Annotated in this window: 19 protein-coding genes; 1 reads left to right on the forward strand and 18 read right to left on the reverse strand. The window is 41.4% G+C overall.

Translation table 11 applies throughout. The features are described 5' to 3' along the window. Positions 1–3: 3 nt before the first annotated feature. The 4 genes from ACTJJD_RS02605 to ACTJJD_RS02620 all read right to left on the reverse strand — a co-directional run bounded on the left by ACTJJD_RS02605 (position 4) and on the right by ACTJJD_RS02620 (position 5,191). Positions 4–1,344, reverse strand: coding sequence for a sugar porter family MFS transporter (locus tag ACTJJD_RS02605; RefSeq protein ID WP_440599877.1), 1,341 nt, complete (start codon positions 1,342–1,344; stop codon positions 4–6). An 84-nt stretch (positions 1,345–1,428) separates the two neighbouring features. Then, positions 1,429–2,850, reverse strand: coding sequence for an L-arabinose isomerase (gene araA, locus ACTJJD_RS02610; RefSeq protein WP_217966971.1), 1,422 nt, complete (start codon positions 2,848–2,850; stop codon positions 1,429–1,431). A 17-nt stretch (positions 2,851–2,867) separates the two neighbouring features. Further along, a complete protein-coding gene (locus tag ACTJJD_RS02615; RefSeq protein ID WP_007501382.1) occupies positions 2,868–3,572 on the reverse strand; it encodes an L-ribulose-5-phosphate 4-epimerase in 705 nt (234 codons plus the stop codon). Further along, positions 3,566–5,191 (reverse strand): xylulokinase, encoded by a 1,626-nt coding sequence (locus ACTJJD_RS02620; protein WP_440608069.1) that lies wholly within the window; start codon positions 5,189–5,191, stop codon positions 3,566–3,568. The genes ACTJJD_RS02615 and ACTJJD_RS02620 overlap by 7 nt, the downstream gene beginning before the upstream one ends. Before the next feature lie 272 nt (positions 5,192–5,463). Here ACTJJD_RS02620 and ACTJJD_RS02625 point away from each other — a divergent pair, with 272 nt between their 5' ends. Further along, positions 5,464–6,576 (forward strand): GntR family transcriptional regulator, encoded by a 1,113-nt coding sequence (locus ACTJJD_RS02625; RefSeq protein WP_440608070.1) that lies wholly within the window; start codon positions 5,464–5,466, stop codon positions 6,574–6,576. Positions 6,577–6,581: 5 nt separating this feature from the next. Here the strand turns inward: ACTJJD_RS02625 and ACTJJD_RS02630 are convergent, their stop codons facing one another. The 14 genes from ACTJJD_RS02630 to ACTJJD_RS02695 form a co-directional block, all read right to left on the reverse strand. Beyond that, entirely contained in the window at positions 6,582–7,598 is a 1,017-nt protein-coding gene (locus ACTJJD_RS02630; RefSeq protein WP_440608071.1) for a serine hydrolase domain-containing protein, read from the reverse strand. 10 nt (positions 7,599–7,608) lie between these two features. Further along, entirely contained in the window at positions 7,609–8,064 is a 456-nt protein-coding gene (locus ACTJJD_RS02635) for a MarR family winged helix-turn-helix transcriptional regulator (RefSeq protein ID WP_202394234.1), read from the reverse strand. A 94-nt stretch (positions 8,065–8,158) separates the two neighbouring features. Beyond that, entirely contained in the window at positions 8,159–8,884 is a 726-nt protein-coding gene (locus ACTJJD_RS02640; protein ID WP_024718774.1) for a DsbA family oxidoreductase, read from the reverse strand. A 148-nt stretch (positions 8,885–9,032) separates the two neighbouring features. Next, complete coding sequence (gene hxlB / locus ACTJJD_RS02645) at positions 9,033–9,590, reverse strand: 6-phospho-3-hexuloisomerase (RefSeq protein WP_440608072.1); 558 nt, start codon at positions 9,588–9,590, stop codon at positions 9,033–9,035. Then, positions 9,587–10,219 carry a 3-hexulose-6-phosphate synthase gene (gene hxlA / locus ACTJJD_RS02650; RefSeq protein WP_007501390.1) on the reverse strand — a complete coding sequence of 211 codons (633 nt, stop codon included), beginning with the start codon at positions 10,217–10,219 and terminating at the stop codon, positions 9,587–9,589. Before hxlA ends, hxlB begins: the two co-directional genes overlap by 4 nt. A 338-nt stretch (positions 10,220–10,557) precedes the next feature. Next, positions 10,558–10,914: a winged helix-turn-helix transcriptional regulator gene (locus ACTJJD_RS02655; RefSeq protein ID WP_012010675.1), complete on the reverse strand. Its 357-nt coding sequence runs from the start codon at positions 10,912–10,914 to the stop codon at positions 10,558–10,560. 71 nt (positions 10,915–10,985) lie between these two features. Next, the gene (locus ACTJJD_RS02660; RefSeq protein WP_206113976.1) at positions 10,986–11,855 is read right to left on the reverse strand and encodes an alpha/beta hydrolase; all 870 of its coding nucleotides are present in this window, start codon (positions 11,853–11,855) and stop codon (positions 10,986–10,988) included. Positions 11,856–11,908: 53 nt separating this feature from the next. After that, a complete protein-coding gene (locus ACTJJD_RS02665) occupies positions 11,909–12,286 on the reverse strand; it encodes a hypothetical protein (RefSeq protein ID WP_008342582.1) in 378 nt (125 codons plus the stop codon). Positions 12,287–12,304: 18 nt separating this feature from the next. Next, positions 12,305–12,652 carry a YxiJ family protein gene (locus ACTJJD_RS02670; protein ID WP_440608073.1) on the reverse strand — a complete coding sequence of 116 codons (348 nt, stop codon included), beginning with the start codon at positions 12,650–12,652 and terminating at the stop codon, positions 12,305–12,307. Between the two features lie 58 nt (positions 12,653–12,710). After that, the gene (locus tag ACTJJD_RS02675) at positions 12,711–13,109 is read right to left on the reverse strand and encodes a YxiG family protein (RefSeq protein ID WP_163116333.1); all 399 of its coding nucleotides are present in this window, start codon (positions 13,107–13,109) and stop codon (positions 12,711–12,713) included. 1 nt (position 13,110) lies between these two features. Beyond that, positions 13,111–13,728 carry a hypothetical protein gene (locus ACTJJD_RS02680; protein ID WP_440608074.1) on the reverse strand — a complete coding sequence of 206 codons (618 nt, stop codon included), beginning with the start codon at positions 13,726–13,728 and terminating at the stop codon, positions 13,111–13,113. 56 nt (positions 13,729–13,784) lie between these two features. Continuing rightward, positions 13,785–14,414 (reverse strand): hypothetical protein, encoded by a 630-nt coding sequence (locus ACTJJD_RS02685; protein ID WP_440608075.1) that lies wholly within the window; start codon positions 14,412–14,414, stop codon positions 13,785–13,787. Between the two features lie 24 nt (positions 14,415–14,438). Further along, positions 14,439–14,822 (reverse strand): DUF2750 domain-containing protein, encoded by a 384-nt coding sequence (locus ACTJJD_RS02690; RefSeq protein ID WP_081832184.1) that lies wholly within the window; start codon positions 14,820–14,822, stop codon positions 14,439–14,441. Positions 14,823–14,887: 65 nt separating this feature from the next. Beyond that, complete coding sequence (locus tag ACTJJD_RS02695; protein ID WP_035390920.1) at positions 14,888–15,130, reverse strand: DNA-binding protein; 243 nt, start codon at positions 15,128–15,130, stop codon at positions 14,888–14,890. Positions 15,131–15,132 lie beyond the last annotated feature (2 nt).

The following is a 15,132-nucleotide window of genomic DNA, read 5'->3' on the forward strand; positions in this document are numbered from 1 at the left end:
CCTTTAGACACGTGCAGCCATATCGGTTTCGATTTGTTCTAAGCTTCTTCCTTTTGTTTCGACTAATACAAAGCGCGTGAACAACAGGCCAATTAAGCAGATGACCCCAAATGAAGAGAAAATGACGCCAAAGCTGAATTGGTCAGCCAAGATAGGAAACACAAGGCCAACTGCTAATGATCCCGTCCAGTTAAAGGCAGATGAAATGCCCGCTCCAATACCCCTGACAGAAAGTGGGAAAATTTCACCGATGATAATCCATGTGATCGGTGCCCATGAGAAGGCATAGCACAAAATAAAGCAGCAAAGTGAAATCAATGTGACCCAGTTTAATATGCCTTCACTCACTCCGAGCGCACCTAATGCCGCTGGTGCAAAGAAAGACAGGGCCATCCCCGTTCCCCCAACTGTGAGAATCGTTCGGCGGTCGAACCGGTCGACGAATTGTAAAAAAATCACGGTCGTCACAACAAATATGACACCAACAATGACGGTAAAACCTGCGGCAACTTGCGGAGCAAGACCTACATTTCTTGCGATACTCGTTGCATAATACACAATGGAGTTCGCCCCCTGTATTTGCTGGAGTGTTGCCATTCCGACCCCAATAAAGAGAGCCATTCGGAATTTCTTTTGAAATAATTCACGAACGCCTGAGCGTTCTTCTTTTGCTACTTCTAAAATTTCTTGCATTTCTGCTTCAATCTCTTCACGTGATGAACGAAGTGATCCTAATACTTCACGTGCCTTATGAGCCATTCCGTGTTTAATTAAATATCTTGGAGATTCAGGAAGTTTCAGCATGCCAATATAAAGCACGATCGCAAATAAAGCAGCACTTCCCAGCATCCAGCGCCAGCTGTCTGGAATTGGTTCAAACACAAATGCGACGATATAGCTAAGCAATAATCCACTCACAATCATCAGCTGATTCAGGCCGGACAATTTCCCGCGAATTTTGGCCGGAGCGATTTCAGACATGTAAGCAGGCACGAGCGATGAGGCTGTCCCTACAGCTGTTCCTAAGAAAATCCGGGCAATGGTTAATGAGATTTCTTCTGGTGCAATGGCTGAGCCAAGCGCACCGACAAAAAAGATAATCGATGACACCAAAATGAGCTTTCTGCGGCCAAACTTATCCCCCATCAGACCGCTTAAAATGGAACCAATGATCGCCCCGCCCATTAATGAAGAAACGACGATGCCAAGCCATAACGGGCTGAGCTGAAATTCTTCCTGAATGTGCCCTTCTGCCCCTGCGATAATACCAATATCATATCCAAATAAGATACCTGCAAAGGACCCGAAAAAGAAGATAAATTTACTTGATACTTTTTTCTCCAAGTGGATGACCCCCCTCACTTAATAAACCGCTTTCATTTCTCCCTGCCATTCTACCGTTCACAGTAGAATGCATTTCACCCTTCTTTATAAAACCACATATTCTGCATTCACAAGCTTTGCAAAATGAACAATTTGATCAACCGTTAAATTGAGAGATACGACTGTATGATGACCTCCGCCGTGCTTAATCCATGCTTTGACGCCATCTTGAAAGTTCGGTTTGATTTTCCAGAGGACTCGTGCTACCGGTAAATGTGGTGCTGCTTCCTGCGGCTCAAAGGCTTCCACTTCTTGAATCAGCCATTTGAAATGTGTTCCAAAATCAGCAATGGAGACAACAACGCCCTCGCCTGCTTTTCCATCAAACACAAGACGTGCTGGGTCTTCCCGGTTTCCAATGCCTAGCGGAGACACGACAATGACAGGTTTTGTATGTGCAAGCGCAGGATCTACTTCTAGCATATGAGATTGCAGCACTGCTTCCTGACCAGCAGTCATTTCATATGTGTAATCTTCCATAAAACCAGTCGATTGATGATGGCTCATCACCTTTAATAAACGATCCAGTGCGGCGGTTTTCCAATCCCCTTCACCCGCAAAGCCATATCCCTTTGCCATCAGTCGCTGAACGGCTAAACCCGGAAGCTGCTTCATGCCATGTAAATCTTCAAAGTTTGTCGTAAAGGCATTGTAGCCGCCTTCATCTAAAAAACGTTTGATGGCAATTTCATATCGTGCTTGCACTTTTACACTTTGTTGCCATTCTTCTGCCGAATAGCTCCCATAATCCACGTCATATAACGTTAAGTACTCAGCAAACAGAGCATCAACTTCTGCTTCTTCCACAGCATTTACATAGTTCACAAGATCGCCAATTCCAAAGTAATCAACGGTCCATCCCAGCTGGATCTGCGCTTCAATTTTATCTCCTTCTGTCACCGCAACGTGGCGCATATTGTCACCAAACCGAGCCACTTTAATGTGGAAGCTCTCATGATAGGCAGCCGCAACGTCCATCCAATCAGCGATTTGCTGCTTCACCTCCTGCTTCGACCAATGACCTGCAACGATTTGGTTTTGCTTATTTAAACGTGCATTGATATAGCCGTACTCTCTGTCTCCATGTGCCGATTGATGGAGATTCATATAGTCCATATCAATCGTGTCCCACGGAATGTTTTCATAGTATTGCGTGACGAGATGCAAAAGAGGCTTTTGCAAAAGAGACGTACCACGTATCCACATTTTTGCTGGAGAAAACGTATGCATCCAAGTCATCACACCGATGACCTCATCACGATAGTTGACCTCTTTCATCAGCTCTGTGATTTGATCCGCACTAACCGCCAGTTCCTGCAGAATAATTGGATAAGGCAGCAAACCGCTCTCATTTAAGGCATCTGTTATCTTTTGCGCATCTGCCTTCACTTGCTTCAGTGCCTCGTCCCCATATAAGTGCTGTGACCCGACGACAAACCAACATTCTTTCTTCTGACTTGTTAACATAGAAATCCCTCTTTTCTTTATCTTGAAGGTTTTTGTCCGTAATACGCATGTGTTCCATGTTTTCTTAAATAATGTTTATCTAAAATCACCTGCGGAAGAGGCTCCGCATATTCGTTCAATTGCTTTGCAAACAGGTTCATTTTCGCTACTTCATCTAAAATGACACTGTTCGTTACCGCACTTTTTGCATCTTTTCCCCACGTAAAGGGACCATGACCTTGTAGCAAAATACCAGGAACCGCCATGACATCTATTTGTCTTTTCTCAAACGTTTCAATGATCAGGTGTCCTGTTTCCACCTCATACCCGCGATTCACCTCTTCTTCTGTGAGAAATCGAGCGCACGGAACAGGTCCGTAAAATGTATCTGCATGTGTTGTGCCCATTGCTGGTAAATCAAGTCCAGCTTGCGCCCATACCGTTGCCCACATCGAATGGCTATGTGAAATGCCGCCAATTTCCTCAAAGTGTTTGTAAAGAACAGCATGTGTGGCAGTATCGGAAGAAGGATTGAATTCTCCCTCGACCACTTGACCGTCAAAATCGACCACGACCATGTCTTTTGCTGATAATTTGTCATACGCTATGCCGCTTGGCTTAATGACAAACAGTCCACTGTCACGATCGCACGCACTGACATTGCCCCATGTAAATTTCACAAGTCCGTACTTTGGCAGATCTAGATTCGCTTGAAACACTTCTTCTTTTAACCGCTCTAACATACAGGTGCCGCTCCTTTCTGTGGCGTCAAATGTTCTACTGCCGCTTTTTCTATCGGGAGTCCTTCTTGATAGCGCTTTATAAATTCCTCAAAACCTTTAACATCCAGTGGATCAGGATCAATAAGCTCTTCTAATGTATGGGCAAACACTTGTTGCTTGAGAAAATGGCTCAGGGTTTGCTGCTGGTGATTGAGCATATATGAAGCAAGGACCGCCATCCCAAACGCACCGCCTTCTCCCGCAGTTGATACGACGGATACAGGTGTCCCGAGTGCAGCAGCGACCATTTTTTGCCCAACTATCGGTGTTTTAAATAAACCGCCATGTCCTAGTAAGCGATCAATCTTGACTTGTTCATGTGCTTTTAAACGATCCATCCCAATTTTCATTGCGCCAAATGCAGAGAAGAGATGCGTCCGAATGAAATTAGCAAGGGTAAACCGGCTTTGAGGAGATCTAACAAAAAGAGGTCTTCCTTCTTTTAGTCTCGTAATATTTTCACCAGAATAATAGCCATAGCTTAAAAGCCCGCCCCCATCATGATCTGCTTCTAAAGCTTGATTTAATAGAGTTTCGTACAATCTTTCTGTTTCAACTGGCTGACCCATTGCTTCAAACGCTTCTCTGAATAGATTCATCCAAGCGTTGAGGTCACTTGTACAATTGTTGGCATGAACCATCGCGACTGGCAGGCCATCTGGTGTCGTGACAAGATCCACCTCTGGGTACACACCTTTTAAATGATGCTCTAACACAATCATGGCAAATACAGATGTCCCAACTGAAATATTCCCTGTCCTCTTTTCCACACTGTTTGTTGCGACCATCCCTGTTCCTGCATCACCCTCTGGCGGGCAAAAAGGGATACCTGGCTGCAACTGTTTGCCTTGGTCTAAAATCGCTGCTCCAGCTGCTGTTAACACACCAGCTTCTTCGCCTGCTAAATAGACGCGCGGCAAAAGATGACGAAGCTTCCACGGATAGCCTTTTTCTGCAATCAATGCTTCAAATTGATGAAGCATCACTTCGTTGTAATCCTTCGTTTTTTCATCAATGGGGAACATTCCCGACGCATCGCCAATTCCGATGGCCTGCTTCCCTGTTAGCAGCCAGTGAATGTAGCCGGACAAAGTGGTCACATACTCTAACCGGGACAGATGTTTTTCCTCTCCTAGTATCGCTTGGTATAAGTGAGCGATACTCCATCTTTCTGGAATATGAAATCGGAATACATCTGTTAGCTTTTGACTCGCCTCGGTCGTTGTTCCATTCCGCCACGTTCGAAACGGGACGAGGACTTCTCCTGTATGATGACAGGCGACATAGCCATGCATCATCGCAGATATCCCGATGGAGCCAATGGTTTGAATCGTCACCCCATACAATTGTGCAGCCTGTTCTTTCATCTGACGGTATGCCACTTGAAGACCTGTAATGATCTCAATTAAGTTGTACGTCCATATTCCTTCTTGAAGAGAACTTTCCCATTCAAATGCACCTTGCGCAATTGGCTGAAACTCTTCATCTATTAAAATCGCTTTAATTCGTGTGGAACCAAATTCAATGCCCAAAGATGTCCTGCCTTCTCTAATGGCTTTGGCCGCCTTTTCACGATTCATTTTGTTCACCTCCAAGATGATAACGGTTTCAAATATCTTTTTCGTTTGATTCACCTTTACCTGTGCACAAAAATAATATAATATTTGTCCGTACATATGTCAATAATAAATATAGTTGTGCATACATAATCAGACAAAAACTTTTATATTCTCTAAGGATCAGACAGTAGACACTGTAAGCGTCTGTTTTTGATTAAGCAACCATGTTAAAATATGTCCATACAAGTTCTTCTCAATCCGAGTAGAGGATCAACTGTGAAAGAAGTGAAACGATGAAAAAGAAGTACCAGATCATTATGGATGATATAAAAAGCAAAATACTGACAGGGGATTACCGGATCGGGGAGCGTATTCCAACCGAATCAAGCTTACAAGAGATGTATCAAGTAAGCCGGCATACGGTGCGAAAAGCCATCTTGGAATTATCAAGTGAAGGTTTTTTAAGAAGTGAAAAAGGCTCAGGCACATTTGTCACCAATCAATATCAAACAAAACCTGCTGGACATGCTCATATGAAAACGATTGGCGTCATCACCACATACATATCCGATTACATTTTCCCGTCGATCATTCGGGGCATCGAAAGCCGATTAAATGAAGAGAACTATTCTTTGTTACTGGCGAGTACAAATAACGATGTGGAGCAAGAGAAAAAAGCGCTTGAAATGATGCTGTCCTTTGGTGTGGACGGATTAATTGTCGAACCGACAAAAAGCAACTTATATAATCCAAACATTTCGTACTACCTATCCTTTAAAGAACAGGATGTACCGCTTATTATGATCAATGCCTACTATGAGCAGTTAGAGGTCCCCTTCCTTTGTTTGGATGATGTAAAGTCCAGCTATTTAGCGACAAAGGAGCTGATCACCTCTGGGCATCAGCACATTGGACTGATTTCAAAAACAGATGATTTACAAGGAAAATATCGAATGAAAGGCTATATTCAGGCACTCGGTGAAGCGAAGCTCAATTTCCTACCAGAGCATGTTCTTTTTTTCGATACAGAATCGAAGCAGTATTTAGGGGATCATATAAAAACCTTTTTACAAGCGCACCAGCATGAGCTGACAGCCCTTGTTTGCTATAACGATGAGGTAGGATTAGAAGTAGCAAATGTATGTAGTGAAATGGGTTTATCTATTCCAGATGATCTTTCCATTATTGGACAGGATAACTCGTATATTGCCCAAAAAAATGCCCATGTGAAACTGACAACGCTGACACACCCTCAAGAGCAAATGGGACGAGATGCGGCAGACTGGATGATTAAAAAAGTACAAGGGAAAAAGAATCTCCCTGATCAAACATTTTATGAGCCTGCACTCGTTCCTGGTGAAACGATTAAAGAGCTGAACGCAAGAAAAAATGAGCCCTCTTCATAGGAGGCTCATTTGACTTTAGGCTCTTGTTCAAGCATATTCATCACGTCATAAGCAATTCGGTCGGGAGAGTCTTGCGTGATACGATTGCGATAGTTAGACAAGACGACCACTCCTGTTTTTGAATGTGGGCGGAAGCCCATGAAGCTGGAGAAACCAGAAGTGGCACCATTATGGCAAATCAATCCCGTATCATCTATGACCCACCCGAGTCCCATTGACATGTTTTTACCTATCTTCACCTTTGGCTCGTGGATCATTTTCCATGGAGAAGCGGCGTCTGCACTCATATGTGCAGAGAGAAATGAAAGCAAATCAGTGACCGTCGACCGAATCGCACCAGCCCCTTGATAGTCATGCATCTGAAGCGGAGGAACCTCTTTTCCATTCTCTTGATGACCTAGGATCATCTTCTCTTGGACCTCCTCCTTGATCGTAATAAAGGTGTTCGATAGTTTCAGCTCATCCACGATATATTCAGTCAGCAGCTCTTCATATGTTTTGTGAAGAGACCATCCCATGATCAACCCGAGGAGTCCCATCCCTACATTGGAGTAACGAGATGGGTATTCTTTTCGCTCATTCCATTTTTTCGAGTGTAACAATTTCATTAATTCATCGAGGGAGTATTGACAGTACATATCTCTTCTCACTTTTGGAAGGAACCTTAGTTGTAAATCTCTGAGAAAACGATATGAAGGAAGTCCAGACGTATGGATTGCCAGCTGTTCTATTTGAATGGGGTGATTCTTTCTTATTTCAGGACAATACAGTGAAATGGAATCGTCTAGCTTCATCTGCCCTTTTTGAATCATGCTTGCCAATATACTTGTCGTAAAGACTTTTGAAATAGAGCCGATTTCAAAAATGACCTCCTCAGGCTGGACGCGCTGCCGTATGGGGTGATCTCCGAAATGAAAAACATGTCTTTCTCCTTGATGAATCAGTCCGATCACAAGCAGTGCCTGTTTCTTTTTCTCCGTATAAGAAGAGGCAATTCGCTGTACTTCTTGTTTGAGCATCATCAATGGATCATCATCCTTCCCCTTCATTTTGATCTACAATCAATTGATCAAGCTTTGTATAAATGGATGTCAATGTGTTGATCTCTTCGAGGCTTAATTTTGAATAGTATTTTTCAATGATCGCAAGTTCTATCTTTCTCATATTCTCCAAGTACGTCTTTGCCTTTTCAGAAAGTTCAACGTGCAATTCCCGACGATTTTGCGGGTTGATGCTGCGGCGAACCCATTCTTTTTTTTCAAGCGTGTTTAACAACTGGCTCACAGCACTTTGGGTGATGCCTAGTTGCTGAGCAATTTGAATAGGTGAGCTTCCCCCTTTTCGCTCTACGAAATCAAGGACAATGTGCTGCTTATCAGTTAACTCATCTACAAATAACTCTTCAAACTCTAATCGGAGCTTTTGATGGATGCGCGCTTCGATTTGGTTTAATTCTTGGATCATCGTTGTTTTGGATGTCACTGTCATCACCTTCATAATTAAGATAACTTAAGTATAAAGGTATGTTAATTATTAATCAACAAAAATCCCTATCTTTTATTAAAGATAGGGAAAATGCCGATTATACTTCTTCTTTAGGTGAAGGTACTGCACATACGCCATCTGCACATGCTTCTTCAAATGAAGCATCAGCCGCTTTCTCCGTTTGCACTGCCTCTTCTGTCCAAGCCGTTTCAAGGGCACGAAGGAACGTATCTGCTGGCTGTGCACCAGCAACCGAATATTTGTCATTGATCAAGAAAAAAGGCACAGCAGAAATCCCGAGCTGTCTTGCTTCTTTTTCATCTTCTCGTACATCGTCTGCAAATTCTTGCCCGTCTAGAACCTTTTGTACTTCGTTCTGATCAAGGCCTGCTTTTTCTGCGATATCTAAAAGGGTTTGACGATCACCAACATGCTTTCCATCTGTAAAATACGCTTGAAACAGCTCTCCCATGACGAGATCGCCTTTTCCCATTTTTCCAGCATATTGAGCGAGCTGGTGGGCATCAAAGGTGTTTGTCAAAACGAGTGGATCGAATTGAAAATCGATTCCTTTCTCCTTGCCCGCCTGTTTCACCTGTTCATTCATCGCGATGGCCCGGCTGCGGCTCATGCCATATTTTTTGACAAGCATATCATGCACATCATAATCCACTGCAACAGGTGCATTCGGATCAAGCTCAAAGCTTTTAAACTCTACTTCTACCTGTTCTTTATGAGGAAATTGCTCAAGCGCTGTTTCCAACTGTTTTTTTCCTATATAACAAAAAGGACAGGCGATATCTGACCAAATTTGCACTTTCATCTTCATCTTCCTTCCGTTGCTTACGTTTTTTCTTCCAAGATGTAACTATTATAGTTACATCTTATCCTTTATGTCAAGTGATCCTTCTTTTTAAGTACCATGTAATAAAAAAACCTTTCCTTCAAAAAAGGAAAGGTTTTCATCATGGCTATTCTAAGTTCGCATGGTGACCGTACATTTTATGGGTGTCGAGCTCTTTCAATTCCATCAATCTCAAGATGACCGCATCGTACATAAGAAGCAAAGTTTGCTCAAATAATGAGCCCATCGGCTGAATCGTATGATGGTTTCCTTCATGTTGATCCTTTGGCGCACCTGACAGTAAGATGACTTCATCCGATAGATCAGCTATAGGTGACTCAGCTGAAAGCGTGAACGACGCCACGCTTCCGCCAATCCCCCTTGCCTTTTTCGCGAGCACAAGTAGCGTCTCTGTTCGGCCAGAACCGCTCCCTACAATCAATAAATCCTCAGATGTAAAAGCAGGCATATTCGTTTCACCGATCACATAAGCTTCAACACCAATATGCGTGAGTCTCATCGCAAACGATTTCCCCATCAAACCAGACCTGCCAGCCCCTGCGACGAAGACCTTTCGAGCCGCTAAAATGCTTTTGACAAGCTGCTCTGCTTGTTCGTCTTGAATCGCGGGCGAGTGTTCAGAAAGCTCGCTTAGAATTACTCTCACATAGTCACTTATTTTCATGATTGTGCAATCAACTGCTTCATTTGCGCAGCCACTTCTGCTTTATTGTCTTGAGCCGCAATGCCGCCGCCGACAATAATCAAATCTGGATTTAATTTGACGACTTCAGGCAATGTATCAAGCTTAATACCGCCTGCAATCGCTGTTTTTGCCTGTTTGACCACTTGTTTAATGGTCATGAGGTCAGCAAATGAGTTTTGACCAACCGCTTGCAGGTCATAGCCTGTGTGCACGCAAATATAATCTACCCCAAGCTCATCCAGCTCTTTCGCACGGCCGGCGATATCTTTGATCCCAATCATATCAACTAAAATTTGTTTCCCTCTTGCTTTTGCTTCCTTCACCGCTCCTTGGATAGACATATCTTCCGCTGCCGCAAGAATCGTGACGATATCCGCTCCAGCTTCAGATGCCTGCTGCACTTCATAACCGGCAGCATCCATAATTTTAAGATCCGCCAGCACACGTAAATTCGGAAACGCCTGTTTGACTTCTTTTACAGCACGAAGCCCTTCGTTGATCACAACAGGTGTCCCAATTTCCACCACATCAATAGACGCTTCTACTTCTTTGATCAGCTCGATCGCTTCTGGTATATTCACTAAATCTAACGCTAATTGTAATTTCATGAACGTTCACTCCCGTTTTTTCATCTCATCTTCAAGAGCTCCGTGAATAGGGCTTCTTGAACGATGAAATGAGTATAACAACAGGATGGAAGCAATCCAAGTACGCACTTTTTTTTTACATACTATACTTTTTCGCATATGGTTACAAAAAAGACACTGTCTTTTCGACCAGTATCTAAACGTACTGACAAATCCTCGCATTCGGTGTCAAGTCTGTGTTGTGATGCCGCTCCAGTACTCGTCCTTCCTAAACTGCAAAGGTTTTCAAGTCACGCTGAAAAGAAAACAAAGAGCTAAAATAAAATGATTTTAGCTCTTTGTCTACATCTATCGTCTTTCTATTTATCATCCTTTAAAAAATTGCTGTCGAGATATTGTTTGCCCCAATCATACATCGCCTCTAAAATCGGCATTAAGCTTTCTCCGAGTTCTGTGAGAGAGTACTCAACCTTTGGCGGAACGACAGGATAAACCTCCCGATGCACAATATGATCTTCCTCTAATTCTCTTAGCTGATTGACAAGCATTCTTTGCGTAATCCCAGGCATTAACGACTTTAACTCACCAAACCGTTTTGTCCCTTCTCTGCCAAGGTGCCATAAGATCAGCATTTTCCACTTCCCGCCGATAATATTCAGCGTCAGCTCTTTTTCGCAATTGAACACTTTATTTTCCATACGTGATGACAACGACATACACTCCTTTGATCTAAAACCACTTTATCATATACTGCGGCAAAATGGATTGCCCTAGCATACAGTCTTTGTTATTGATTTTGTTTTTTGACGAAAGCCATCACAGCCTTTGTCATCTCTTGCGCTTCTTTTGGCGCTCTGTCAGATCCAAACCATTTATTTAAATCACTGTGGCTCAGCGAATGAACCCGAAAGACAAACTTAGAACCTTTATCATGATTCAGTTTTTCTGCAAATCGGTACACCTCAGGATTTTCCCATCCTGTGACCAAATAAACAGGCGGTACATTCGTTTGATTCATATAAGTGACCGGTGATGCCTTTGTCCAATTCTCCTCTTGTTTGCCAAAGACTTTTTTGTACGATGGGATAGCTTGTATAAATTGATTGAGGTTTAACGGTCCGTCTAGAACAACAATGGAATTGATTGTTTTTGGCGACAGCCCCACACGTTTCAAGTAGGTCGAATCTGTGGCAACCAGCGCCGTCAAATGACCGCCCGCTGAGTGACCCATGACATTGATTTTTGACGAATCGATTTGATATTCATCTGCATGATCCTTCACCCACTTAATAGCATTCGCCGTATCATCTGCCATCTGCTCGTAGTTGGCATCAGGGTGAAGCCTGTAATTCATTGAAACAAACACATACCCTTGACCGGTAAAATAATCAGCCTTTGAAGCGACTCTATTCTTATCGCCGCCTGTCCAGCCTCCGCCATGGAGATAGATCATGACTGGATGCTTCTTCTTTTTGTCTTCATCTTTGTCCTTTGGCATGTACATATCGAGTGTTTGCTGTTTGTTTTGTGTGTCTGCATAATGGATGTTTGTCGTCGGCTTAGGCTGGTTGAAACGGAACACAAAGAATGCGCATACCAATAAGCCAGCGATGACTGCCGCAAATAAAAGCCACTTCATCATTCGATTCAATGTCATTGCACCTTTCTGTGTTAGGATGGGGAAGCATGATTTGCACATATGTAGAGCGACTAGCCCGATTCATTTGATACGACTTGTATGACTTGAATCGTTTCACAATAAAAAGAAAAATACTGTTCTTCATAATCTTCGACAAAGTAATTCAAATATTCCCAGCCTCTATCCAAAAGTTGAATGTTCAAAAAAAGAGAGGAATCGTTTGTTAACTCCAAATCTTTGATTTGAACAGAAGAGACGTTGGTAAATTTCAGATGAATGTCTGCTTTATGGGTTGCAGATTCGTATGGGATGTGTAGATGAATACAGTTGATCAAGTCGTAATGTTCATTATACTCTTTAAAGTAGTGAAATTCATTGATTTGCTTTAGATGGTTGATATTGAAATCAGGGATTTGTTTCTGGACTTTTTCATCTAAAAACCATGTCATCGTTTGTCCTCCAAGAGGTTATTGTATCAGTGCAATGATTCGTTTTCTTGTTTCTTCATGGTATTGAACATAGGAGTGCAGTAAAGGATATGATTCAAGGATCTCTTGATACGATTTGATTTGGGGATATTGCTCTTCAAATGACTGACGCAGCACGTTTAACTGTTTTTTCGGTATTCGTTTATGATCGACCACATAACTTAAGCTGCCTGCAACAAGTGAAAAAAATAAATAAAAGTCATCTGAAAATATACCAGTTTCTGCTTCAAAAGAGACGATTTCATCTGGATAAGATGAATCTAATAAGTATTGATAACGTTGTTTTAAATCATCGAATAAACCTTGTTTACCTCGGCTGATTTTCATGGATTTTCCCCAATCTCTCATTGTTTTTAATTCTTATTTAGACGCTAATGAGATCTTCCTATACACTGCAAATAAATTCTTGTGAATCGAAACATACGTTTTTCGATTCTATTGCGAGTAACATCCCATTGATGTTAAATAGAAAATTTGCATTTGAATCAAATTCTTCAAGAAGTACATTTTTAAGGTTCCCTATCCCATTAGGATGGTAACTACATTCAAAAATTTGCCAATTCATCTCTTCTTGTATCAATTCTTCAAATCTATCATTACCTTCACCTCCATTATAATAAAGACTCGCCACATTCATAAATCGCAATTCATGATACCGAGCATCATTTATTTCACTTATACTAATGTTTATGACTAGTTCTTTACGAAAAAAATCAAATGAGAATGCCAGTACCTCACAGACACCATCTAAATAATCGATCCATTTCTCAATACTGCTAAACATCTCATTCACTCCCCAAAAAATTAGTATAATTTCGAATCAGTTCTTTTCTAAAATCATCAGGAAGTTTTTGATTCGGAAATACAACTGAAATCCAGCCTAATACAATCTCATCTAAAATTCTCCACGTTTTTAACAATTGTTTATTCATTTGTTCTAATTGAAGAATCGCTAGTACTCCTATCTCATAACCTCTATCGCCATAAATGATCCATTTTGCAGAAGGGGAAACCCATATCACACGTGAAGCAATATCCATTATGCTATCATTTACACTCTCTATCGGATAATCCGTTAAGAGATCGAGGTAATCACTTGGTGTGAGGTTTAACGGTACTTTCACCCAAGGATAATAACCAAAATCATGATAATAATCATCCATGCTCTTCTGCTCATCTAATACAGCCATGAGTATATAGTCATCATGATGATTCAAAGCTAAACCTTTTAACATTTCCCAACCATCATCTGATAACAACCAATGGAATTCTTCGAATAAATAATGAGGGGTTTTCGTTTTCAACACTTGATCAGGGAATGTCTTCGTACTGTGAATGAGCGAATGAACAAACGATAGAACATGTTCAAATTCTTTTGGATCGGATATAAACAAATGTTTCACTTTATGCTCCTTTCATATCTTCGGGTAAGTCTATCATCAGTCATTAATAATCCATTTCACCGCTTGTAACATGACGCATAATGAGAGAGCATTTGAGTGTAATAATCATTGAATGTTTTTTGATCCTTCAATAATCCTTCAAACCAATTTGCTAAAACAGGGTGATCCATTGGTTTCCACCCTTCTTTTAATAACCTATTTTTCACAGAATCTTTTGTTGATACCATTCCTATGATACAAATTTCCATATCTCTATCTGCCCAAATCGCCCACTGCAAAGAATGAGCTAACCAGACAACTATATTCGAATTCGTGATTATATTATCCGCTATGGAACCTTTTGGGTGCATCCATAGTGCATTTACATAATCCTCACCTGAAATGTTCACACTCGCTTTCAGCCAATGATAATAACCAAATTCCTTCAAATAATATGCGGTTGGATCTGGTTGAAGGACTGCAGTCAAAAATTCTCTATCTTGTGTAACAGTTGATAACTCTTTTATGGTTGGTAAAATATCATCACTCAATGCCCAATCAAACTCTTGAAACAAAAAACAATCAAATGTCTTACGGAAGACTTGTTGTGGCAGCTCTTTATTTGTGTCAAACACATGATCTACTAAATTCTGATAGAATTTGAATTCTTTTTCTGAACGAATAAATAAGTCTTCAAGCCGTTTCAAACAACTACCTCCACTCTTGTCGAACTAGTAGTTTTTTAATTCTTCCTCTATATCTTCTTTTAATGTTTGAATTTCAATTGACACCGAATTATTTCGATTATAGAAAATGGACGGATTGATTCCATCTGCTAACATTCCCGGCAGCCACTCTTCTATAAAATCGTCTAAATCAGTCATTTCTGGCACTGTTTTTTCCCATTGGTCGATCGCACAATAAGCGGCATGTTCCTCTGTCGGCCAAAAATGAAGCTGCGGTACACGATGTTCATCCTCTGACATCACCCACCCCTTCTCGTTTCTTAATGACCAAACCTCTTCAAAATCAACAATCTTTTTGATGAAATAGTCATAACGCTTTTTCGCAGGTAATTGGACGGTGGTTTCTAATTCTTTCGGATGCATGGACATTGCGTCACTCCTTTTATTTATAAATGGGCTTAATCATAAGAATTTAGCAAGCTCATATATAGGAACTATTTGTATTCTTCTAACCAGTCATTCAAATCCTCTACAGGATGTAAGTAAGAATTAGGTGAATCTTTCAAATCAATTCCACTTAAAAGAATCAGCATATCCCAAACTTGATCATCGTCTATTTCTGGATCGTCTGCAGAAACGTAAATTTCAGCCCAATCAGACACTTGTTCTCTTGTGATCGTCCCCTTTAAGACATTTCGGATTTTATTTAAACAGTCTAGCATTTTTGGTTCAGCCATTT

Origin of the sequence: Bacillus sp. 22446, assembly GCF_052044955.1 — a bacterium.
Lineage (GTDB): Bacteria > Bacillota > Bacilli > Bacillales > Bacillaceae > Bacillus > Bacillus altitudinis.